Here is a 23,838-nt window from a genome sequence, read left to right as displayed (position 1 = left end):
GGTCCCGTCACGCCGTCCATTGTCTCTCGCGGTCGGTGTAGCTGGCAATGGCGTCGCGCGCGTGCTGCGTGTCCTCGGCGATCTCGAAGTCGAACATGCCGGCGAGCACGAAGTCCGCGCCGTTCTTGAAGGCGTAGCGGAAGGCGTTCTTCGGCGGGATGGCGCCGGCGGCCATGGTCTTGAAGGCGATCCAAGGCTTCTTGATGGATTTCATCACCTCGGCGGTGTCCTGCGGGTTGGCGCACCAGTAGCCGGGAAATTCGTTGTAGGCGCCCTTGATCTGGTCGGCCTTGGGTCTAGTCGGGTAGCTGTGATGGTGGAAGGTCTTGATATAAAAGTCGGCTTTCACGCCATGCTCCTCGCAGGCTTTGACCACGTCCAGCGAGTGCGCACCGACGCCGGAGGGCGCGCCGAACTCTTTTGGCAGTTCGACGGCTTTGGCCACGAGATCCATCTTCCCCTGTGCCACCAGTGAGTCCGCGTGAACACCCCACAGGTAAATGGCCTCGCAGCCGTCCTTCATCAGTTCCTCGACGTGCGCGCGGTACTTGGCCATGTCCGGCTCGGGTGGCGCGGTGGGACAAATGATCCACTGGATCTTGCCGCCGCGCTCCTTGCGGTAACGGCGCAGCACGGAAATCGGATGCGGCGGGTTGTGCATGGAGACGGTGTTGATGCCCTGTTTCTCGGCGAGGGCCAGCGTCTCAATGATTTTCTCGTCGGTGTTGTATTGAGCCGCGAGGCGATAGACGTATTGCAGGTCGCGGCTGTGGGTGAAGTGTGTGAGCAGGTTGCCGCCAAGAATGAGGCGGCTGACCTTGAGCTTGCCGATGCGGCCTTTGGGGAGTGCGTCCTTGGCCGCAGACGGTGCGGCCTCGGGTTTGGAGGGATCCTCAGATCGTGAATTCAGCGCCAGTGCCAAGCTGGCGGAGCCGAGGAGGCTGCTTTTGACGAATGAACGACGATTCATGGTGTTTCGCTTTCTGTTCGGGGTTCTTACTTTTGCTGTTGCGGCGACCGCTTCGCCTTGACCGCCGCTTTCATCCACTTGACGCTGGCCGCGATGTTTTCATCCGAGCCGTGACACTCGATCGAAACGACGCCGTCCCAGCGCGTCTGGTTCAAATAATCGAGACAGCGCCGGATGTTCTGCGCGTTCACGCCGCCGCCAATCGGCACGATGCTGCAGCCGATGCCGGTCTCCTCGCCGCGTGCCGCCGCCGCCAACGCGCCGCTGACGTCCTTGATGTGACAATGTACGATGTATTTGCGCAGCGCCTTGAGGTAGTCCAGCGGATTGTGGCCGGCGATGAACGTGTTGCCCGTGTCAAAATTGCAGCGCAGATATTCGGACTCGAATTCCTTGAACAGACGCCGCATGAAATCGAGGTCGTTCGTGTAGGGGCCATGCGGTTCGACATTAATGACGACCTTGTAGTCTTCCGCCCAGGCGAGACACTGGCGGTAGTTATCGCAGGTGACGCGGAAGACCTCCTTGCGGGTCAGGCCGGGTGTCTCGAACGCGCCGTCCACGGTGTCCACCATCGGGCAGCCCAGTTCGGCGGCGAAGCGGATGCTCTGCGTGACGTACTGCACGCCGTAGGCGGAGCCGTTCGGCCCCATCATCGGATAGGACCCATCGATCTGCGAAACTCGGAGATTGCGCTTGTCGAGGAAGCGACGGAGGGCGCGCGGGTTGGATTGCAAAGAGACACCGGGATCGTAGCCCAGCGCCGCGATAAAGTTCTGGCCGTGGATGGCGCAGAACTCGATATGCTTGAGGCCCGTGGCGGCGATCTTTTCACACGCCGCTTCGAACCCGACGCTCAACGGCCTCCAGTTGTCAGTATGCAGCCCCAGGTGAATCATGGTATTGGTTGGATGGTTCGGTTTGAGCAAGAACCCACATGGTTATCGACGTCGCTCTTTATCAAAGCGCGGTTCGCTCTCCATATTTTCCGGCTTTTCGCGACACGGTGCCGCGGCGGCCAAGGGAAAAACGAACCTGGTTAACGGCGCGGCCTGTTCCACATAGGACGTCAGTCTCGAAGGTTGGAGCAAAACGATCTTATTGCGGTCGGTGGAGACCAGGTTTTCTTTCCGAAACCGGGTCAAGGCGCGAGAGAACGTTTCGCTCGCCGTGCCCAGTTCGGCGGCCAGCACGTTCATGGGCATCGACGGCTCGACGCAACAGGGCCGTGCGCTATGCGGATCCGGGCAGTGTTCAATGAGCCAGTTGGCCAGCCGGGTGTTGACGTCTTTGAACGCCAAATCATCGAGCAGCCTCATGAGCGTGGCTTGATGTTCATGCAAGGCCCGCAGCAGCGGCAGAACGAGAGCTGGCTTGCGCCTGACCAACGCAAGGAAGCCGGCCTTCTGGATCATCCACACAAACGAAGGCTGCACCGCCCGGGCGTCGGCCAGATTACCGGCTTCGGACACCAGGCCGTCCTCGCCAAAGGACTCTCCAGCCCGGAAAATATGGAGCACTTGTTCCTTTCCACCGGAACTCGTCCGCGACAGTTTGATTGCCCCGCTCTGCACGATGTAAATGCCGTGCACCGGGCCACCCTCATAGAACAAGTAAGCTCCTTTTCCCAAACTTTTCGAGACCGTCAAGCCGGTGATAAGGGGCAGATCTCCACCCGGTAGTTCAGCAAAGAGCGGACAACGGCGCAAAGTTTCCAGCTTCGCGGCATTGCTTCCTTCATTCGCTGGACGTTGACCGGGAATGGAAGCGCATTCCACGGTGCGGACACTCCCATTTGCTTTCGCAACACCATTACGTCTGGACCCAGGGCAAACGACTCCAGTGGCAACAATGCGTGTAGCTGTGTTCATTGAACGTAACCATGCTCTCGGATTGGAGGTCTGCGCTGCCCCGAAATTGGCTTTCTCTTGCCTTTTATTGCGCGGCGACAGGCAGCGCGTTCGCTCAGAGTCAGATGACAGGGTGGCGAAGCCGTGTCGGCGAACCGGACCTTAGCCACACCCCACACAAGACGAGATGCGTTCGTGACGAGGAAGAGGGACGAGCTTGGCCTTATGCCACTTGTCGTTGCGGAGTTGTGCAGGCGCGCCAGCCTTGCCGTGGCCGCCCTCAACTGGCGACTTCCACCGCGTGTTGCCGGTTGACCGTCGTCGTCGTGGCCAATATGATTCGTGACATCATTGGTTGACGATTTTATGCGGTTGCACGGACTTTTGTTTTTTTCATTTGCCGCCGGAGTGTTCTTCCTGGCGAGCCTTACTCTGCCTGCCGCGAGCAGGCCGGGCCTGCGGTCGCTTGAAAGGGAATTCTCGAAACAAATTCACCCTGTTCTCAAACAGTATTGCCTCGGTTGCCACTCAGCCGAGAAACATAAGGGCGACCTTAACCTGGAGCGGTTCACTTCGCTCGATGAAGTGCTCCGGCACCCGAGCGCCTGGCAGCGCGTGGTCGAACAGCTTTCACTCGGCGAGATGCCGCCCAAGGAAAAGCCCCAACCTACCGCGCCCGAGCGCGACCGCTTGCTCGGCTGGGTCAACAGCGCGCTCGACCAAGCCGCCAGGGCCCGCGCGGGCGACCCCGGTCCCGTCGTCCTTCGCCGACTCTCCAATGCTGAATACAAATACACTATCCGCGATCTGACCGGCGTTGCGTCCCTTGATCCGGCGCGGGAGTTCCCGGTGGATTCGGCTTCGGGCGAGGGTTTCATGAACGTCGGCAACTCGCTCGTCATGTCGCCGGCGCTCGTCACGAAGTATCTCGACGCAGCCAAGGACATTGCCAGCCACGCGGTGTTGTTGCCCGATGGCCTGCGGTTCTCCCCCCACACATCACAGCGCGATTGGACGGAAGAAAAACTTGCTGCGATTCGCGCGTTCTACGGTCAGTTCGCCGATAACGGCGGGGGAACGGCGGTGAATTTGCAGGGGATCAAGTTCGACACCAAGGACGGCGGCGTCTTGCCATTGGAAAAGTATCTTACAGCGACGCTTTCGGAGCGCGACGCGCTCAAGTCCGGGAAAAAAACCATTGCCGGAGTGGCGCGCGAACACAGGCTGAATGCAAAGTATCTTGGCACGCTGTGGACGACGCTGAACGGTGCGAACCCTTCGCTCGTGCTTGATCTGGTTCGAGCGCAGTGGCGGACCGCAAAACCCGGTGATGCCGCGGCGATCGCCGCCAACATCGTGCAATGGCAGAAGGCATTGTGGCGTTTCACCACGGTCGGGCACATCGGCAAACGCGATGGCCCGAAGGCGTGGCAGTTGCCGGTGACGCCGCTGGCGAACGAACGTGAACTGCGACTCAAGCTGCCAGCGCCCACGAACGGAAACGACATCACACTTTATCTTGCAACCTCGGATGCCGGTGACGGGAACGAAAATGACTTCGCCGTCTGGGAGAATCCGCGCCTGGTCGCTCCGGGGCGGCCGGACCTTTCGTTGCGGGATGTTCGGGCGGCCATCAGCGCCCTCACGACCCATCGCGAACGCGTTTTCTCCAGTGCGGCGAAATGCCTGGAAGCAGCGGCCGAGGCGGGCGCAGCACCCGAAAAAACCGCAGTGGAGCAACTTGCGCAGAAGCACGGCGTCGAGGTGGCAGTGCTCGCGGCATGGTTGGATTACCTGGGCATCGGTTCGGGGCAGGCGCGGATTGAATCGCACATGACTCAAAAAATGGAAAGCCTGCAAAGTTATGATTTTATCAAGGGCTGGGCGGGCGCCGATGCGTTGAGCGTCATCGCCAACTCTTCCGACCAGCATGTGCGCGTGCCGGGAAACATGAAACCGCACGGCGTGGCGGTCCATCCGTCGCCCAAGTTGCGCGTCGTCGTTGGCTGGCGCAGTCCCGTGGCGGCCACGCTGCGGGTCGAGGGCACCGTGCAGCACGCGCATCCCGAGTGTGGCAACGGCATCGAGTGGTTTCTGGAATTGCGCCGCGGCAATTCGCGGCAGCGGCTTGCCGCCGGCAAGTCCCAAGGCGCAAAGGAGGTGAAATTTGGTCCCTTCGAGAATCTCGCGGTGCAACCGGGCGATGTGATGTCCTTGGCCATCGGGCCACGTGATGGCAATCATTCGTGCGACCTCACCGCGGTCGAATTCAATCTGAGCGACGGCCAGCACGAATGGAATCTCTCGCGCGAAGTTTCTCCAAACATTCTGGCGGGCAATCCTCATGCCGACAGTTTCGGCAACGCTGGCGTCTGGCATTTTTATAACGAGCCTGATAACGGCGGCGGGCCTGAGTCCGTTCTGCCCGCGGGTTCTCTGCTCGCGAAGTGGCAATCCAGCGGGAGCGCCGAGGAAAAGCATCGACTCGCTGAGGAAGTCCAGCGTCTGTTGCTCAACGGCGCGGCGGGACTCGCGAAGGATGCGCCTGATGCCGCGCTTTACCGGCAGCTTACTTCGTTGAACGGGCCGTTACTTTCTTCCATCCTCCGTAGCAGCGGACGTGAGTCCGCTCAAACTTCCTCCAAAGAAAATCAGAGCCGACTCACGTCGGCTGCCACGGAATGGGGTCTCGACCCCGCGCTCTTCGGCAAGCATCCCAACGGCGCCGCGCTAAGCCCCTCCAGCCTTTGTGTGCAGGCACCGTCGGTTGTCGAAGTGCGACTGCCCGCCGACTTTGTAGAAGGTTGCGAATTCCTGGCCACGGGCACGCTGCACCGCGAAACCGGCGCGGAGGGAAGCGTGCAGATGCAGGTGCTTACGACAAAACCCTCCGCCACTCCGGGCCTGGCAGCGGGGGGAGTCAAAGAGCAAGGCGGCAAAAGCACCTGGTCCGATGGTGAACGTCCTGCGGTCTCTGACTCACCCGTTCTCGTGACGGACGGCAGCGCGACGCGGAAACGCATCGAAGCCGCACTCGACGAGTTTCGCCAGGTGTTTCCCGCGGCGCTCTGCTACACGAAGATCGTGCCCGTCGATGAGGTCGTGACCCTCACCCTGTTCTACCGGGAGGATGAACATCTCCGCCGGTTGATGCTCGACGATGCGCAAGCCGCCGAACTGGACCGGCTCTGGGCGGAGTTGCACTACGTCAGCCACGACGCGCTGAAGCTCGTCGATGCCTTCGAGCAACTCTGGCAATACGCCACGCAGGATGCCGACCCAAGCGCCTTCGAGCCGTTACGCCAGCCCATCAAGCAACGGGCGGAAGAATTCAAGAAACTGCTCGTGGACACGCAGCCGCAGCATCTCGACGCAGTGTTGAAGTTTGCCGATGGCGCCTATCGCCGTCCGTTCAGCGACGCCGAGAAGGACGAGTTGCGCGGGTTGTATCGCAAGCTGCGCGCCGAGGAGATTCCCCACGGCCAGGCCATCCGACTGACTCTCGCTCGCGTGTTGGTATCACCGGCGTTTCTCTATCGGGCCGAGAAACCGGGGCCGGGCAACAAGCCGGGGCCGGTGAATGATTGGGAACTCGCGACGCGCCTGAGTTACTTCCTCTGGTCGTCTGCTCCGGACGCCGAACTGCGGGCTGTTGCTGCCAGTGGCAAGCTGCGCGATCCCAAAGTGCTCGCCGCGCAAATGCGCCGGATGCTCGGAGACCCGCGCGTGCGCCGCCTCGCCACCGAGTTCGCCTGCGCCTGGCTGCACATTTATGACTTTGACGAATTGAGCGAGAAGAGCGAGCGGCATTTCCCGACCTTCACCGCTCTGCGTGGCGCGATGTATGAGGAAACGATCCGCTTCTTCACCGATTTCTTCCAACATGACGGTTCCGTGCTCAACATCCTCGATGCCGACTACACGTTTCTGAACGAAGACCTGGCGAAGCATTACGGCATCAGTTGGAGTTCAAGCTTTAGCTTGCCGGAACAATCTGAATTCTCGCCTGCCAACCTGAAGGTTGAATTCCAACCGGACGGCTGGCGTCGCGTGGATGGCGTGAAAAAGTTCGGACGCGGCGGCATCCTTGCCCAAGCCACGACGCTCGCGAAACAATCCGGGGCTTCGCGCACCAGTCCGATCCTGCGCGGCAACTGGCTGTGCGAAGTATTGCTGGGCGAAAAACTGCCGCGCCCGCCAAAGGACGTGCCACGTTTGCCCGAAGATGAGGCCACCGAGACACTCACCGTGCGGCAACTGACCGAGAAACACACCAGCGACCCGATGTGCTACGGTTGCCACCGGCGCATCGACGCTTACGGATATTCGTTGGAAGGCTTCGACGCCATCGGCCGCCGCCGCGAGCGCGACCTTGGTGACCGTTTAATCGACACGCACGCGAAAACGATGGACGGCGCCGAGTTCGACGGCCTCGACGGTCTGCGCCATTACCTGCTGACGAAACGCCGGGACGCATTTGTAAAACAGTTTTGCCGGAAACTGCTCGGTTATTCGCTGGGTCGCGGCGTGCAACTTTCCGACGGCCCGTTGATTTCGGAGATGAGCGCGCGGCTCAAGTCAAACGACTACCGCGTCACCGCCGCCATCGAGACGATTGTGCGAAGCAAGCAATTCCGTGAAATACGCGGCAAGGAAATGGCGCTCGAGGAATAACCATGACGCACCAACACAAGTCAAAAGACCCGCTCGATTTCGTGCCTTGCGTGTCCCGAGCAGTTCCGCTAGTGTGAAGCCTGAACCATAAGCAGACTATGACCACTCACAAATTCTCGCGTCGCACATTTCTCCGCGGGGTCGGCGTCACGATGGCGCTGCCGTGGATGGAATCACTCACCGTTTGGGGCGACATGCCTCCCGTCGGTGTCAAACCCGCCAGCGAGGCACCCGTGCGGCTCGCGGTGCTGTTTTCCGGCAACGGCTTTCACTCGAAGGAATGGTGGGCCAAGGGCGAAGGAAAGGAGATGGAACTCGGCAAGGTGCTTTCGCCACTCACGGATTTCCGCGAGAAGATGCTGTTCGTCCGCGGCCTCTACAACGAGGAGGCGCAGAAGGGAAACATCCACAGCTCGCAGACGGGGAACCTCCTCTCCGGCGCGCCGCTGGCCTCAGGCGGCGAGATTCGCTCGGGCACGAGCATCGACCAGTTGCTGGCGCAGCACTACGGCCACTCGACCAAGGTGCCGAGCCTCGTGCTCGGTTGCGAGAAGTCGAACCCGTCCGTCCACAAGAATTACTCGATGCTCTACAGCTCGCACATCTCGTGGAGTTCGCCGACCACACCGACACCGCTGGAGATTTATCCCGCGCTTGCGTTCGACCGGCTGTTCAAGGATGCGGCGAGCAAGGGCGACAAGAGCGTGCTCGACGCCGTCCTAACCGACGCGAAAGACCTGCGCCTGCATATCAGCGCGAACGACCAGCGCAAACTCGACGAGTATCTCGATTCCGTGCGCGACGTGGAGCAGCGCATCGAAAACGCCGGCAAGAAAGGCGAATTGCAGGGCTGGCGTCCAACCCTTACCGCGCCGAACATCCCGCGTCCCGCCGACGGCATTCCGCAGGACATTGCCGAGCACATGAAGTTGATGTGCGACATCCTCGTGCTCGGTTTCCAGACCGACACCACGCGCATCACCACGCTCAAGCTGAACAACGACCACAGCTCGTTGCGCTTTCCGAACCTAGGCGTGGACTACATGATTCACCACTTGCTCTCGCACTCGGACACCGCCGACTGGCTCAAGGTGAACCAATTCTTCCTCGAACAAGTCGCCTACATCGCCCGTAAACTCGACGCCATCCAGGAAGGCCCGCGCACGCTGCTGGACAACACGATGCTGCTTTACTGCTCCAGCATGTTGACGGGAAGCCACGATGCGACGCAGTTGCCTGTCGTCCTGCTCGGCGGCGCCGGTGGACGCATCAAGGGTGGCCGTGTGCTGGACTATAAAGCGAAGGCAGATCGCCAGATGTGCCGACTCTATCTTTCCATGATGGACAAGATGGACGTGCGCCTGCCGAAGTTCGGCGATGCGACGACACCCCTCGAAGCCGTGTAGTCAGGGCGGGGCGCATCCTTTCCGACTGGCTGGAAAAAACCTTGGTCAAGATGTGATCATGCCATTTCGCGAAAGATTCACGTTCATGCTCCTTGCTTTCGCGATTTTGACCGGCGGCCGGGTGGTGGGGGCCGCAGCCGGCGGCGAAGGTGCCCAACTGGCGGAACGATTCGACCGCATCATCATTCCCGCGGTGGAACGGGCGGTTCGCAAACCGGCCACGGACCAAGGCGGCGAAATCGCCTGGGGAGAAAGCTATCAACTCTCGGCGCTGGTCGAGATGCTCGACGCCACGCGCGACGCGAAGTACGTCCCGCTGATCGTCAATTTGTCCGACTGGATCGCGAAGTCCCGCGACGACCGCCGCGGTTCGCGCGATGAGATCCGCGGCCAAGTATTGCCCGCGTGGGGTTCCACCAATTACTCGAAGGGCACGCGTTACGTCTGGGCGGTTCACACCGGAATGATTGTGGCGCCGATGGCACGGTTTGCGGCGGTGATCCGGAGCGAGGCGTCTTTGAAAACGCTCTGGAGCAAGGACGCGAACCGGTTGCTGCAAATCGCGGAAGAAGCCGTGGCCGCGCATGACGGCGAGTTTCGCGAAGGCCCGGGAGCGGACGAAGGTTACGTCTATTGTCCGTACCTCAAAAAACATCTGCCCTTGAACATGCAGAACGCGCTCGCCCGGGCGTGGCTGGCGATTGACGACGCAACGAAGACGCCGAAGCATCGCGAGCGAGTGACCCGGCTCGCGCGGTTTCTGAAGAATCGTCTGCGGCCGATGGACGACGGCTCGTACGTCTGGGCCGATTGGCCGCCGCTCGACGGCGCCGGAGACAGTTTTGAGGACATCTCGCACGCGACTATCAACGTGGACTTCGTGGTGCTGTGTTTCGAGCACGAGATCGTGTTCACGCGCGACGATCTTGCGCGTCTGGAGAAGACGTTGTTCAAGCGTGTGATGCTGGCGGACGACCGCATCAGCGACACCGTGGGCGGCGGGGACAAATTCAACAAATACTCTTCCGCCGTGCTGAAATGGGGACGGTTGGGCAGATATTTTCCTGCGGTTCGAGAACGCCTGATCGCATTCAGTCGCAGCTCAGGATTGGATCGCGAGACCACGGCAGTGCCGCTGGGGATTGCGTATCTGAGTCTGCCGCCGGCGGCGTCAGGCAAGCCTGCCAGCAAGTAGTCGGCTGCCGGAAGACCACGAATGCACCCGATCATCTCCAATCTGACGAGTTTTCTTCAGGGCGCCGTAGCGGCGTCTCGGCAGAGCGCCGCCAACTTGCTCTTGGGAAAAGAATGCGGCGCTCTGCCGAGACGCCACTACTCCGGAAGGCGGGTGACTTCGCTCGTGTTGGCTGCGACTTTGGTATGCTCCACTCGCCTCCACGCTTGGGAAGGCCACGATTGGAATCAGTGGCGCCAGGTGACGACATGGCAGAAGCCGGACTTGCGCACTGACCAGGTCGGTCGACGTGATTTGGCACCGCTCCTTGGTGGCGACCAGAGCGGCACCAACCGCATCACCACCGTCAGCGATTGGGAGGAGCGGCGCAAACAAATCGCCTCAACGATCGAACAAATTCTCGGCGCGCCAACGAACTTGAAGCCGCCACCGCTCGAAGTCCGCGAGTTGGGCGTTGAGGAATTGCAGGGCTACACGCGCCGACACGTGATGATCAGGAGTGAGCCGGATGATTGGATCCCAGCCTATCTGCTCGTGCCGAAAAAACTTTCTGCGTCGCGCGTGCCGGCGATGTTGTGCCTTCATCAAACCGTCGCCCAAGGCAAAGAAGAACCGTGCGGGATAAAAGGTGATCCAGAGCTGGCCTTCGCCGTCGAGTTGGTGAAGCGCGGCTACGTCTGCATCGCGCCGGACGTGATCGGTTTTGGCGAACGGATTCCCGCGGGCAAGCAGCCCTATCACGACAGCCTCGCGTTTTACCGCAAACATCCCGGGTGGTCATTCATGGGCAAGATGATCTGGGACGTGGGCCGAGTGATTGATTATTTGGAAACGCTGCCGTCCGTGGACCCGAAACGCATCGGCAGCATCGGTCACTCGCATGGCGCGTACGGGACACTGTTCGCCACGGCGTTTGAACCGCGCATCTCGGCGGCGGTCGCGAGTTGCGGCTTTACGACGTTTCGCAGCGATCCGAATCCCGAGCGCTGGTCCCATCTCGCCGCGCTGATGCCGCAGCTCGGTTTCTACCTGCCGGACGTGGCGAGCATCCCGTTTGATTGGCAGCACGTTCTTGCGCAGGCCGCGCCGCGAAAACTGTTTGTGTGGTACGCGACGAAGGATTCGATCTTTCCCAAGACGGAAAATCTGGATGGGCTGTTAAAAGACGTGCAGCAGGTTTACAAGCTTTACGGCGCAACGAACGCGCTCGCGTGGCAGTCGTTCGATGGGCCGCACAACTTTCCGCAGGCCGGACGCGAGGCAGCTTATCGATGGCTCGATGAAAACCTCGCACCAACGACGCGTAGCAGCGGACGTGAGTCCGCTCCATCTGCATTCGGAGCAAGTCAGAGCCGACTCACGTCGGCTGCTACGGCTGAACGGTTCGAGGCGCGGAATTCTTCTTCGGGGAATTCCTCAAAAACAGCCAGCGCGTTTTTCCCGGTTGAGTTGGTCGCCCGCGCGCGAGCCAACGCTCGCGATTACCCCTGGGCCGCGGACATTCGCGACTCGCTCGTGGCTGCTGCAAAACCTTGGAGGGAATTGTCCGACGACGAATTGTGGAATCTCATGTTCGGCAATACGATTCGACGCGCCTGGCAGGTCTGGTCGGACGGCCATTGCCCGTCCTGCAAAAAGCCGGTGCCGATGTACGAGTGGGCGCCCGACGCGTTGAACCAGCCGTGGAAGATGCGTTGTCCGAGGTGCAGCGAACTGTTTCCAAAAAATGATTTCGCGAAATTCTACCGCTCTGGGTTGAACGAGAACAACGTATTCGATCCGCAACGCGCTGACCGCTCGCTGCTCTTCAACGTGGAACATCCGGATGCTTCCGATCCGTTGCATCGATTTGGTGTGGACGACGGCGAGGGTTACGTCGCGGACGGGAAGCGTTGGCGCTTCATCAACGCCTATCTGATCTTCGGCCAGTGGAAGCAGGGAATCGTGAACGGTATCCGGAATCTGGCCGCCGCCTACGTGGCGACGGGCGACCTCGCGTATGCGCACAAGGCCGGGGTGCTGCTCGATCGCGTTGCTGATCTCTATCCGACGTTCGACTTCGGCAAGGAGGGCGTGATGTACGAGGGTGCGCCGCGCTCGGGCTACGTTTCCACCTGGCATGATGCGTGTGTCGAGGTCCACGACCTCGCGCTGGCTTATGACGCGGTCTTCGACGGATTGGCGCGCGATGCCGAACTTATGAAATTCCTCTCGGCCAAAGCAGCGAAGCACAAGCTCGCCAATTCCAAGTCCTCTTTCGCGGATGTTCAGCGCAACATCGAAGACCGAATCTTCCGAGACACACTCGATCATCGTCCGAAGATCGAGTCGAACTATCCAATGACTGACGTGACAATGACGACGATCCACACCGTGCTGGGCTGGCCGGCCAATCGTGCGGAGATCATGGCGATGCTCGACGGAATCATTAGCAAGGCCACCGCGGTGGACGGTGTCACTGGAGAGAAAGGAATCGCTGGCTATTCGGTGATTGCACCTCGGCAGATTGCCGAACTGCTTGGCCGATACGCGCGAAGCGATCCGGGTTTCATCCGCGAAGCCATTCGTCGCCATCCCCGGCTTCAGGCGATGTACCGGTTTCATTTGGACACGTGGTGCCTGGGGCAATATTACCCGCGCATCGGCGACACGGGTTCGTTTGCGGAAAAGAACCCGGGTTACGTTGGCGTCGCGTTCTCCAAGAATCCCGGTATCAACCCGTCCGCCTACGCTTTTCTGTGGGAACTTTTCGAAGCGACGGGCGACAAGGATTTCATTCGCGTCATCCACGGCGCGAACAACTCTTCGACCGACGGTCTGCCGTACGACTTGTTCGCCGCCGCCCCAACCAGCTTCCAAGCGAAGGTGGCGAAGGTCATCGCCGAGAGTGTCGCGGAAATCAAGCTGTCGAGCGTGAACAAAACCGAGTGGGGCCTGGCGATCCTGCGCAGCGGCGAAGGAACGAATGCCCGCGCAGCCTGGCTCGATTATGGTTCCGGCGGAATTCACGGCCACGCCGACGGCATGAACCTCGGGCTTTTTGCCATGGGCCTGGACCTGTTGCCGGACTTCGGTTATCCGCCGGTCCAATATGGCGGTTGGAGCGCACCGCGTGCGGTGTGGTACACTCAAACCGCCGCTCACAACACCGTCGCGGTGGACGGGCAGAACACAAAGCCGGGCACCGGGAAGACGACGCTCTGGTTCGACGGCAATCAGTTTCGCGCCGTGCGCGCCTCAGGACCGAAGTTGATCGGCGGACGGCAATACGAACGGACGGTCGCTTTGGTGGACATTTCCGAAAAGGTTTCCTACCTCATTGATGTTTTCCGTGTGGCGGGCGGGGGCGAGCATACGCGTTTCCTGCACGGCCACTTCGGCCAGGTTTCGACACAGGGTCTTTCACTCGCTCCGGTGGAACAGACGCGCTACGGGCAGGTGATGCGCAACTTCAAACGCGACACCAAACCATCGGAAGGCTGGAGCGTGGATTGGAAAATCGAGGACCATTTGAAATACCTGCCGCCGTCAAGCGACGTGCATCTCTGCCACACGGACCTTACTCGCGGTGCAGAGGTGGAACTGGCGGAAGCGTGGGTCGCCGTCGGACTTTATGGCGGTACTGCGGATGCTTGGATTCCCAGCCTGCTCGTGCGGCTTGGAGCGGAACAAGCGCCGCTTCAATCCACATTCATCGGTGTGTTGGAACCGTACGAAACCAAAGCGCACCTTGCTGCAATTCGCCGACTGGAACTTCACGACGCGCAGGGCAAGCCCCGTTCCGATTCCGAGGTCGCAGTTGGAATACAACTCGCAGACGGACGCCGGGATGTTTTCCTTTCCCGAAACGTCGAGGGCCAGTCCGCTTCCGGTGAAACTTTGCTCGTCGAAAAGCAAAGCGGCGTGCAGTTCGACGGCGACTTGTGCCTCATCCGATTCAATGCCGCCCGGCAACCTCAGCACGTGCTTTTCTGCAAAGGCAAATCGTTACAGGTTGGCAGTCTCGTTATTCGCGCGAAAAATAATCAGACCAGTTTTGAAATTGATTTAGCGAACCGTAACGCGCCCATTGCATCAGGACCGGCCAACGAAGTGGACCTGATCGAACTCGCCGGTGCAAAGCTCTGGCCGAGGTAAGTCGTAGCAGCGGACGTAAGTCCGCTCTAACTTCCAAGTTAACGCTCCAGTAATCCAAACCGCCAAGGATGAGCGGAAAATGGATCGAACTCACGTTCGATGCTACGAATTCCCACAACTTCAACCTTGAACAACCTCAAGCCGGGTGCTACAAAAGCCCAACCTGACAAGCCTGACAAGCAGCAAGGCATGAAAGCACAATTCCGCAAAGCGATTCCGGCGATGCTCGCCATGTTCACCCTGAACGCCGCCGCCGTCACGCGTTACGTGGAATTGAATAGCCCCAGCCCCACGCCGCCTTACACCAATTGGCCGACGGCGGCGACGAATATTCAGGATGCGGTGGATGTGGCCGGCGCCGGAGACGAAATCGTGGTCACCAACGGCGTGTATGTCAGCGGGGGGCGGGCGGTGTATGGGGCGATGACCAACCGGGTGGCGATTGACAAGCCGCTGTTGGTGCGGAGCCTGAATGGGCCGTTGGTGACGTTTATCACCGGCCAGCCCTCGCCTGGCATTAACCAGTACAGCGAAGGCGCGATCAGGTGCGCGTATGTAGGAACGAATGCGATATTGAGCGGGTTCACTCTGACCAACGGCTACACCCGGAATGTTTATTTCCCGAATACGGAGCGGTGCGGTGGGGGAGTGTGGTGCGAGTCAAGCGGTGTCGTCACCAACTGCACGCTGATTAATAATTCGGCAGATCTCTTTGGTGGTGGCGCCTATTCTGGCATACTGAAGAACTGCGCACTGATTGGTAATTGGGCTGGATGGGGCGGCGGGGCATATTGGGCCACGTTGAGTAACTGCACGTTGAGCGGAAACTGGGTCCTTGTGGATGGCGGTGGAGCATATTATGGCGCGCTAACCGACTGCACCTTGAGCAGTAATTCGTACGCCACGTTTGGGGGCGGGGCGTGTTATGTCACGCTAAATGGCTGCACGTTGACCGGCAATTCGGCCATGGCTGGCGGTGGTTCGTATGGTAGTTGGCTGAACAACTGCACCTTGACCGGCAATTCGGCCGGAGATGGAGGCGGGGCGAGGTACAGCAACCTCACCAACTGCACCTTGATCGGCAATTCGGCCGGAGATGGTGGCGGAGCGAGTTCCTGCACCTTGGACAAGTGCACGTTGACCGGCAATTCGGCCAGGAATGGTGGCGGGGCAAGTTCCGGCACGCTGAACAATTGCACGTTGAGCGGCAATTTGGCTTTCGATTGTGGCGGTGGGGTGTCTGTCGGGTCGTCCTTAGTTGCACAACTGAACAATTGCACGTTGACTGGTAATTCGGCGAGCAACGGCGGCGGAGCGTGTTCTGGGACACTCGTGAACTGTACGCTGGTGGGCAATTCGGCTTTCTCCGCTGGTGGAGCGGCGGGAAGCAGTATCTACAACTCCATTGTCTATTACAATTACGCTACGAACAACCCGAACTGCAACGAATACTCGAGCCTCACCTATTCCTGCACAACCCCGTTGCCTCCCGGCCTAGGCAATATCGCGGACGAGCCGTTGTTCGAGGACACCAACGTTTGGAGCAATCTGCGTCTTCAATCCAATTCCCCCTGCATCAACGCAGGCAAGAATGGCTACGTCACGACCAACACCGAGTTGGACGGCAATCCGCGCATCGCAGCGGGCACGGCGGACATGGGCGCTTATGAGTTTCAAACGCCACGCTCGGTGCTTTCCTACGCCTGGGCGCAACACCATGGCCTGCCAACCGACGGTTCTGTGGATTTCACTGATTCCGACAATGACGGCATGAACAACTGGCGGGAGTGGAAGGCGGACACGATTCCCACCAACGCGCTGTCCGTGCTCCGGATGGTCACTGCCACGAACACCGCATTCGGCTTGAACGTGACGTGGCAAAGCGTTTCCACACGAAGCTATTGGCTGGAGCGCGCGACCAATCTCGGCAACGCGCCGCCGTTCCAATCCATCGCCACGAACATCGCGGGTGCGGCGGGAACGAAGACCTACACGGACGCAAGCGCGACCAACCGCGGGCCGTATTTTTATCGCGTAGGAGTGCAGTGAAGTGGTGCGGAGCGCGGACCGCCGAGTCCGCGTGTTCCAATTCCGAACCAAGCTCCCCGCGGACTCGGCGGTCCGCGCTCCTTCGCTTCCGGCGTTGTTTGATCGAACTCGCTGGCGTTAAACTTTGGCCGAAGTAAACTGCGGTTCGCGAAATGCGAATTGAAGTTATGCGTTACGTCAGCACTGTCGGTTTAATTTTCAGTCTAATGGTGGCCCCGAGCACGGGCCACGCGGGTGAGAAGGCGACTTGGAGCTTCGGCACCGCTCAGGCAAAGATCACACCCAAAGAACTCATTTGGATGGGAGGGTTCGCGTCGCGCACCAAACCGGCCGAGGGCACGCTGGATGATTTGTGGATCAAGGTGCTTGCGCTCGAAGTGTCTGACGGCGGCAAAGCCGTTCTCGTCACCGCTGATCTCGTGGGCATTCCGAAGTGGCTTTACGATGACCTCTGCCGCGAACTGGATCGGCTTCATGGCCTCAAGCGCAGTCAGATCAGATTCGCAACTTCCCACACCCATTCCGGGCCGGTGCTCAGAGATGCGCTCCAGGACATTTATCCGCTCGACGACCCGCAGCGGGCGCTCATCGCGAAGTATTCGGTCTGGCTGGAAACGACGATCCTCGAAACCATCGGCAAGGCCCTCGATTCAAAACGTCCCGCCACCCTCTGGGCAGGCGAAGGCAAGGCGACCTTCGCCATGAACCGCCGCACGAATGACGAGGGCAAGCTTGCGGAGCTGTTGCGCCGTGGTGAATCACCCAAGGGTCCTTCGGATTTCGCGGTGCCCGTTCTCGCCGTGCGTTCGCCGGACGGGAAGTTGCGCACCGTCGTTTTCGGTTATGCCGCGCACACCTCGGCCCTCACGCAGAATTACCTCTACTCCGCCGACTACGCGGGCGTGACGCAACGCGCGCTCGAAGCAAAACATCCGGAAGCAGCGGCCATGTTCTTCCAGGGTTGCGGCAGCGATCAAAGTGCCGTGCCGCGCGGCACGGTTGAGCTTTGCCAAAAGCTCGGCGAGAATCTCGCCGCCGCAGTGGAAGTCGTCCTCGAAAAACCGATGCGGCCGGTGACGCCGAGGTTTCGCGCAGCGTTCGAATTCATCCCGCTGGACTTCGGTCAGCAGCCAACAAAGGACGAATTGGAAACACTGGGCAAGGGCACCGACTACCGCGCTCGCTGGGCGCGCCGGTTGTCATCTGAGTTGGCCACCGGCAAAACTTTCGTACGCGGTTATCCCGAATATCCAGTCCAAGTCTGGAGGCTCGGCACTGACCAGCTTTGGATCGCGCTCGGTGGCGAGGTTTGTGTGGATTACGCCCTCCGCTTTAAGAAGGAATACGGTTCGAGCACTTGGGTGAACGGGTACGCGAATGATGTCATGGCTTATGTTCCGTCGCGCCGGCTTTGGGAGGAGGGTGGTTATCAGGCGGGAGCGTTCGAGGTGTATGGCCTTCCCGCCAGCCGCTGGTGCCCGGACATCGAAGAGCGAATCGCAGGCGCAGTAGCGCGTTTGGTTGAGAAAGTCCGTTAGCCAGGCGGCGAATATTTTTGCGCCTCACGGAACGATCCGGTTATTAGAATTCGCGCGCGGATCGGATTGAGTTTGATTGAAAAGCGGTCATCATATCTGAATGAACCCACGAGCAGCGGGAGAACGACGATGAAAAATGAAATGAATCGCCGGCAGTTCATCGGCAACACTTCAATCGCTGGCGCGGGTGTGGCGTTGGGGTTGCCGCACATCGCCCGCGGCGCGGAGGCGGGCAGCAAACCCGCCATCCTCGGCGGAGCCAAGGCGCACCCGGGCGGTTTTCCCGGTTGGCCGGTATATGACGAAACCGAGGAAAAGGCGCTGCACGACACGTTGCACAGCGGGCACTGGTATCGCGGCAGCGGCAAAGCCGTGGCGCGGTTCGAGGAGGCTTACGCGAAGTTGACCGGCGCGAAACATTGCGTCGCCACGTCGTGCGGCACGAGTGCGCTCTACACGGCGTTCGGCGCAATGGACCTCGGCCCCGGCGACGAAGTCATCCTCCCGCCATACACGTTCGTCGCGACCTACAACGTCATCGTGCTGAACTACGCGCTGCCCATCTTCGTGGACACGGACCTCGAAAGTTTCCAGATCGACGCGGACAAGATCGAGGCGGCGATCACGAAGGAAACCAAGGCGATCCTGCCTGTCCATATCGGCGGTTCGCCAGCAGACCTCGACAAAATTCTCGAGGTTGCCAATAAGCATAAATTGCCGGTCGTCGAGGACGCCTGTCAGGCGCATCTCGCCGAGTGGCGCGGGCGCAAAGTCGGTGCGTGGGGTCTGGCAGGCTGCTTCAGTTTTCAGGCGAGCAAGAACCTCAATTCCGGCGAAGGCGGTGCCATCCTTACAAACGACGACCAGTTCGCCGAGGCCTGCTCGAGTTTCCACAACCAGGGCCGCGCCAAGCAGCTCGGCGGCGTCAATTTCACAAGTTCCGGCACCCGCGGATCAAACCTGCGCCTCACGGAGTTTCAGGGCAGCCTGCTCGTTGCCCAGATGACCCGCGTCATCCAGCAGACCCAGCGTCGCACTGACAACGCCAATCATCTGACGAAACTGCTCAACCAAATCCCCGGCGTCCGACCCGCAAAGCTTTATGCCGGTGTCACGCGCAGTGCTTATCACCTCTTCATGTTCCGCTACGACAAGGCGCAGTTCGCCGGGCTGGACCGCGCGAAGTTCATCGCAGCGCTGAGCGCTGAAGGCGTTCCCGCTTCCAGTGGCTACGGCACGATGAACAAAGGCGAATACGTCCAAGGTCTCGCGAAGAACCCGCACTTCCTCAGAATCTATGGCGAGAAGCGGATGAAGGAATGGCTCGAGCAGGCACAGCACTGTCCGCAAAACGACAAGGTCTGTGAAGAAGCCGTTTGGTTCACACAGAACATGCTGCTCGGGCCGCGCGACGACATGGACCAGATCGCCGACGCCATTCGCAAGATCCAAAAACACGCAGCCGAACTGGCGAAGAGATAGCCCCAACGTGATGATTCACTCTTCGCGACCCAGGCTGAATTGTTGGTGGAGATTTGGAGCGGGCTTTGCTGCGTCATGCTGTGCCCTGCCCGCGCTGGTTGCGCGGGAGCCGTGGACATCCAACCGCGTCATCGGCTCTCCCAATCCGCCTGCACCCTGCTCGGTGGAGCGCCTATACGCGTCGATCAATTTCGAAAACGCTGTGGACTTCGCCTTCCTGCCGGGTTCAACACGACTGTTCGTCGCGGAACAGGGTGGAAGAATCTGGTCGTTCGACACGCGCTCAAACGGCTCGCAGCCCGAACTGGTGATCGATCTGAAAAAACACCATCAGCCTTTCGAGAATATTCTTGGCTTTACCTTCCACCCGGGCTTTGCAACCAACCGGTTTATTCTCATCAACTACAACGAACCCGGCGGCCGCCCCGACGGCGCTTATGTTTCGCGGTTCACCGTTTCCTCCCTCAACCCGCCCACGATTGACCCCGCCAGCGAGCGCCCGATGATTCGCTGGTTGAGCGGCGGCCACAACGGTTGCACGCTGGCGTTCGGGCCGGATGGCTTCCTCTACATCTCCACGGGCGACGGCGATGATCCCGACCCGCCCGACGGCAAACGCAAGACCGGTCAGGACATCAGTGACTTGCTGTCCAGCATCCTGCGCATCGACGCGGACCGTTCCGACGGAACGAATGCGTATTCCATCCCGCAAGATAATCCGTTTCGCACGACGCCGGGCGCGCGGCCCGAAGTGTGGGCGTTTGGGTTGCGCAATCCGTGGCGCATGAGTTTCGCCCCCGACGGCGCGCTGTGGGTTGGCGATGTTGGCTGGGACCAGTGGGAGATGATTTACCGTGTGAAACGCGGCGGAAATTACGGTTGGAGCATCACTGAAGGACCCAATACTCGCGTGCGGACGGATGAAAGACAGGGACCAGGACCCATCCTGCCACCGATGATCGCGCATCCTCACAGCGAGGCTGCGAGCATCACGGGCGGGCGATTCTATCGTGGAACCAGATTGCCGAAGCTGCGCGGCGCTTACATCTACGGCGATTGGGAGACGGGCAAATTCTGGGCGCTGCGCAACCAAGGTGACAAACTTGAGTCGGTTGAGGAACTTTGCGACACCACGTTGCAGCCCGTCTCATTCACCGAAGACGCCACCGGTGAATTGCTCATCCTTGATTACCACGGCGGCCTTTATGCGCTTACGCCAAATACTGCACCTCCCGCGAATGTCGCTTTCCCGCGCCGCTTGAGCGAGACGGGCGTGTTCAGTGATGCCGCGAAGCTCACGCCTGCGCCCGGCGTCGTCGCGTATCGACCAGCAGCGGAAATGTGGAGTGATTACGCCGGCGCGGAGCGGCTCGTCGCGGTGCCAGGCACGAATGTCATCGTCACCGCCGATGGCCGCCAGACCATCGCCGGAAAAATGTGGGACTGGCCATCCAACACCGTCTTTACGCGCACGCTCACGCTGGAACAGGAACGCGGCAAACCCGTAAGCGCGCGGCGAATTGAAACGCAACTCTTGCATTTCGAGGGTCAGGCGTGGAACGCCTACACGTTTCGCTGGAACAAGGAACAGACCGACGCAGAACTCGTCCCCGCCGAGGGCACCAACGATGTATTCGCGATGACGGACCCCGGCGCGCCAGGTGGACGACGTGAAATCCGCTGGCGTTTTCTCGGTCGCGCTGAATGTCTCCGGTGTCATCAATGTTGGGCAGGCGACACATTGTCATTTAACTGGCTTCAACTCGGTGACGACCGCCGGAAGCAAGTTCAAGCATCAGCAATCGAAAACGCAACTGAGTCCGTCGCCACTGAACTGGAGCGCCTGGCCCATCTCGGCATTCTCCGCGTCAAGGATCCGCCGCCTTCGTCTGAGCAACGTTTTTTGGTCGATCCTTACGCTGCCAGCCAGCCGCTCGACCAGCGCGCCCGCTCCTGGCTGCACATCAATTGCTCGGGTTGTCACCGTTTCAACGGAGGCGGTGCCGTCCCGATGTTCCTGCACTATGACAAGCCGCCCGGCGAATGGCGCGCCCTCGACGAGAAACCGACGCGCGGTGACTCCGGCCTGATTGGTGCGCGCATCATCGCGCCCGGTGATCCGTTCCGATCAGTGCTCGTGTATCGCATCAGCACTGAAGGCGCCGGCCACATGCCGCACATCGGCTCCCGGTTGGTGGACGAGCGCGGCATGCGCCTCGTCGGTGACTGGATTCGATCGCTCCCCGCAACAAACACAGAGGCCGTGACGGTCAAACTCGACACGGACATCGACGCAGCGCTGAAGCAAAACGACACGGCGCAATTGCTTGCCACCATGAACGGCGCGCTGGCATTGGCGAATTCGCTCACCGTTGATTCCAACATTCGCGTTCCGCGGGCCGCGTTCGACCACACGAACGCTCTCGTGCGCGATCTGTTCCAGCGGTTCCTGCCGCCCGATCAACGCCGACAGGTGCTCGGCGCGGCCATCAATCCGCAAACGATCCTCGCCCTGCGCGGCGATGCGACCCACGGTCAGGAACTCTTCGCTGGTGCCGCCCAATGTTCGCGTTGCCACGTTTGCCGTGGCGTGGGACGCGCCTTCGGTCCGGAACTGACAGAGTTAAGCCGCAAATACGATCGTGCCCAGACCCTGGATCAAGTTCTGCATCCCTCCAAAGTCATCGCGCCGGAATTCAAGACCACCATGGTCACCCTGCGCAATGGAACGGAACTGACCGGCTTCGTGCTGAAGCGCACCGCCGATGAACTCGTGTTGCGGGATGAATCCTTGACCGATCACATGATCCGACTGGCGGACGTAAAGGAATCCCGCGAATCCGCGCTCTCCATGATGCCCGAGGGATTACTCGCCTCGCTCACCGCCCAGGAAGCGGCGGACCTGCTGGCTTTTCTTGTGCAAGGTGGTTTGCGTGAGACCACCGCCAAATAACCAACAACATCAAAGACATTCTTCGGCGGCTCCGTTTAATGATAAAAGTATCACGTCCACAACTGCCGATCCAGCGAGCGGTATTGAATGGCTTCGGAGATGTGTTCGCTGGCGATCTTCTCCGCGCCAGTCAAATCAGCGATGGTGCGCGCCACTTTCAAAATGCGGTCATAAGCGCGGGCGCTCAGTTTCAAATCACTCATTGCGAATCTCAACAACTCCAGCGTGGCCTCGTCGATGGCACAGTAAGTCTTCAACTCGCGACTGCCCATCCGCGCGTTGCAGGTGATCTTCGATTTACTGGCGAACCTTCCTTGCTGTCGCTGGCGCGCGGCCACCACCCGTTCGCGGATTTGCGCGGAGGTTTCGCCGGTTTTCTCCGCCGTGATGTCGCGGAATTTTACCGCCGGCACTTCAATATGCAGATCAATGCGGTCGAGCAACGGCCCGGAGATGCGGCCCAGATAATTTTGAATCTCGCGCGGTGAACTGCGCGATTCACCCGGCATCTTGCCATCGGGCGTCGGGTTCATCGCGGCCACCAGCATGAATTGCGCGGGGAAGGTCATCGTGCCGGCGGCGCGGGAAATAGTGACACGCCCGTCCTCCAACGGCTGGCGCATCGTTTCCAGCACGCTGCGTTTGAATTCCGGCAACTCGTCGAGAAACAACACGCCGTGGTGCGCCAATGAGATTTCGCCGGGCGTGGGATTGATGTTGCCGCCGAGCAATCCTGCGTCGCTGGCGGTGTGATGCGGCGTGCGGAATGGTCGGCGCGTCACCAGGGCCTGGCCGGGTTCCAGAAATCCGGCGATGCTGTGAATCTTGGTCGTCTCCAGCGCTTCTTCCAGGGTGAGCGGCGGCAGAATGGTGGGAAGCCGTTTCGCCAGCATGGATTTGCCCGCGCCGGGCGGGCCGATGAGCAGCACATTGTGACCGCCGGCCGCGGCGATTTCCAACGCGCGCTTGACCGATTCCTGGCCTTTGACTTCCGCAAAATCGACTTCGTCGTCGTGCGCGTGCTCGAAGATTTTCACGATATCCACCTTCGTCGGCGTGATTTTTATTTCACCTTCGAGAAAGCTGGCGGCCTCACGCAAATTCTGAATGGGAATCACCTGCAAACCTTTGACCACGGCGGCCTCGGCGGCGTTGTCGGCGGGGACAAGGATGCCGGCCTTGCCTTCGGCCCGGGCGCGCAAGGCGATGGGCAAAACGCCCTTGACGGGCCGCACCGCGCCGGTGAGGGCGAGTTCACCGACGACCACGAAATTTTCCAGTTGATCCGTCTCAAGCTGCTCACTGGCCGCCAACATCCCGATGGCAATCGGCAAATCGAAGCTCGGCCCTTCTTTTTTTACGTCGGCGGGCGCGAGGTTGATGGTGGTGCGGCCCATTGGAAATTTGAAACCGGAATTGGTGAGCGCGGTGCTGACGCGGTCCTGTGACTCGCGCACGGCCGCATCGGGAAGTCCCACGATGATGATCTTGGTGTCGCCCCAGCCGGCATTGACCTCGACCTCGATGGGATAAGCCTCGATGCCATTGACGGCGGCGGAACAGACCTTGGCTAACATGGTCAGA

12 protein-coding genes are annotated in these 23,838 nt (G+C 60.2%); 8 read left to right on the top strand and 4 right to left on the bottom strand.

All coding sequences use genetic code 11. From position 1 onward, the window contains the following. Positions 1–7 precede the first annotated feature (7 nt). From HY298_15365 to HY298_15355, 3 genes are read right to left on the bottom strand one after another with little or no spacing between them, the layout of a single operon-like run. Positions 8–970 (bottom strand): hypothetical protein, encoded by a 963-nt coding sequence (locus HY298_15365; protein MBI3851637.1) that lies wholly within the window; start codon positions 968–970, stop codon positions 8–10. A 26-nt stretch (positions 971–996) separates the two neighbouring features. Beyond that, positions 997–1,869 (bottom strand): sugar phosphate isomerase/epimerase, encoded by an 873-nt coding sequence (locus tag HY298_15360; protein ID MBI3851636.1) that lies wholly within the window; start codon positions 1,867–1,869, stop codon positions 997–999. A gap of 42 nt (positions 1,870–1,911) precedes the next feature. After that, complete coding sequence (locus HY298_15355; GenBank protein MBI3851635.1) at positions 1,912–2,619, bottom strand: Crp/Fnr family transcriptional regulator; 708 nt, start codon at positions 2,617–2,619, stop codon at positions 1,912–1,914. A gap of 543 nt (positions 2,620–3,162) precedes the next feature. On the opposite strand from HY298_15355, the gene HY298_15350 reads away from it, so the two are divergent. The 8 genes from HY298_15350 (at position 3,163) to HY298_15315 (ending at position 22,254) form a co-directional block, all read left to right on the top strand. After that, complete coding sequence (locus tag HY298_15350) at positions 3,163–7,494, top strand: DUF1592 domain-containing protein (protein MBI3851634.1); 4,332 nt, start codon at positions 3,163–3,165, stop codon at positions 7,492–7,494. A gap of 98 nt (positions 7,495–7,592) precedes the next feature. After that, positions 7,593–8,900: a DUF1552 domain-containing protein gene (locus tag HY298_15345; protein ID MBI3851633.1), complete on the top strand. Its 1,308-nt coding sequence runs from the start codon at positions 7,593–7,595 to the stop codon at positions 8,898–8,900. Positions 8,901–8,958: 58 nt separating this feature from the next. Beyond that, positions 8,959–10,095 (top strand): hypothetical protein, encoded by a 1,137-nt coding sequence (locus HY298_15340; protein MBI3851632.1) that lies wholly within the window; start codon positions 8,959–8,961, stop codon positions 10,093–10,095. Positions 10,096–10,116: 21 nt separating this feature from the next. Continuing rightward, positions 10,117–14,232: a heparinase II/III family protein gene (locus tag HY298_15335; protein ID MBI3851631.1), complete on the top strand. Its 4,116-nt coding sequence runs from the start codon at positions 10,117–10,119 to the stop codon at positions 14,230–14,232. Between the two features lie 99 nt (positions 14,233–14,331). Then, a complete protein-coding gene (locus tag HY298_15330; GenBank protein ID MBI3851630.1) occupies positions 14,332–16,281 on the top strand; it encodes a hypothetical protein in 1,950 nt (649 codons plus the stop codon). A 152-nt stretch (positions 16,282–16,433) separates the two neighbouring features. After that, positions 16,434–17,819: a hypothetical protein gene (locus HY298_15325; protein ID MBI3851629.1), complete on the top strand. Its 1,386-nt coding sequence runs from the start codon at positions 16,434–16,436 to the stop codon at positions 17,817–17,819. Between the two features lie 129 nt (positions 17,820–17,948). Further along, positions 17,949–19,301, top strand: coding sequence for a DegT/DnrJ/EryC1/StrS family aminotransferase (locus tag HY298_15320; GenBank protein MBI3851628.1), 1,353 nt, complete (start codon positions 17,949–17,951; stop codon positions 19,299–19,301). A gap of 202 nt (positions 19,302–19,503) precedes the next feature. Then, positions 19,504–22,254 carry a PQQ-dependent sugar dehydrogenase gene (locus HY298_15315; GenBank protein MBI3851627.1) on the top strand — a complete coding sequence of 917 codons (2,751 nt, stop codon included), beginning with the start codon at positions 19,504–19,506 and terminating at the stop codon, positions 22,252–22,254. Between the two features lie 50 nt (positions 22,255–22,304). Here HY298_15315 and HY298_15310 read toward each other — a convergent pair whose 3' ends face one another. Beyond that, positions 22,305–23,831: a YifB family Mg chelatase-like AAA ATPase gene (locus HY298_15310; GenBank protein ID MBI3851626.1), complete on the bottom strand. Its 1,527-nt coding sequence runs from the start codon at positions 23,829–23,831 to the stop codon at positions 22,305–22,307. Positions 23,832–23,838: the final 7 nt, after the last annotated feature.

The sequence above is a fragment of the Verrucomicrobiota bacterium genome (assembly GCA_016200005.1).
GTDB lineage: Bacteria > Verrucomicrobiota > Verrucomicrobiia > Limisphaerales > PALSA-1396 > PALSA-1396.
The sequence above is the reverse complement of the archived record's forward strand: the minus strand, read 5'-3'. Positions and strand labels throughout refer to the sequence as shown.

Excerpts from the sequence above, each read along its gene's own strand:
- HY298_15365 (MBI3851637.1), bottom strand. The coding sequence starts at position 970 with ATGAATCGTCGTTCATTCGTCAAAAGCAGCCTCCTCGGCTCCGCCAGC.
- HY298_15360 (MBI3851636.1), bottom strand. The coding sequence starts at position 1,869 with ATGATTCACCTGGGGCTGCATACTGACAACTGGAGGCCGTTGAGCGTC.
- HY298_15345 (MBI3851633.1), top strand. The coding sequence starts at position 7,593 with ATGACCACTCACAAATTCTCGCGTCGCACATTTCTCCGCGGGGTCGGC.
- HY298_15340 (MBI3851632.1), top strand. The coding sequence starts at position 8,959 with ATGCCATTTCGCGAAAGATTCACGTTCATGCTCCTTGCTTTCGCGATT.
- HY298_15335 (MBI3851631.1), top strand. The coding sequence starts at position 10,117 with ATGCACCCGATCATCTCCAATCTGACGAGTTTTCTTCAGGGCGCCGTA.
- HY298_15330 (MBI3851630.1), top strand. The coding sequence starts at position 14,332 with ATGCTACGAATTCCCACAACTTCAACCTTGAACAACCTCAAGCCGGGT.
- HY298_15325 (MBI3851629.1), top strand. The coding sequence starts at position 16,434 with ATGCGAATTGAAGTTATGCGTTACGTCAGCACTGTCGGTTTAATTTTC.
- HY298_15320 (MBI3851628.1), top strand. The coding sequence starts at position 17,949 with ATGAAAAATGAAATGAATCGCCGGCAGTTCATCGGCAACACTTCAATC.
- HY298_15310 (MBI3851626.1), bottom strand. The coding sequence starts at position 23,831 with ATGTTAGCCAAGGTCTGTTCCGCCGCCGTCAATGGCATCGAGGCTTAT.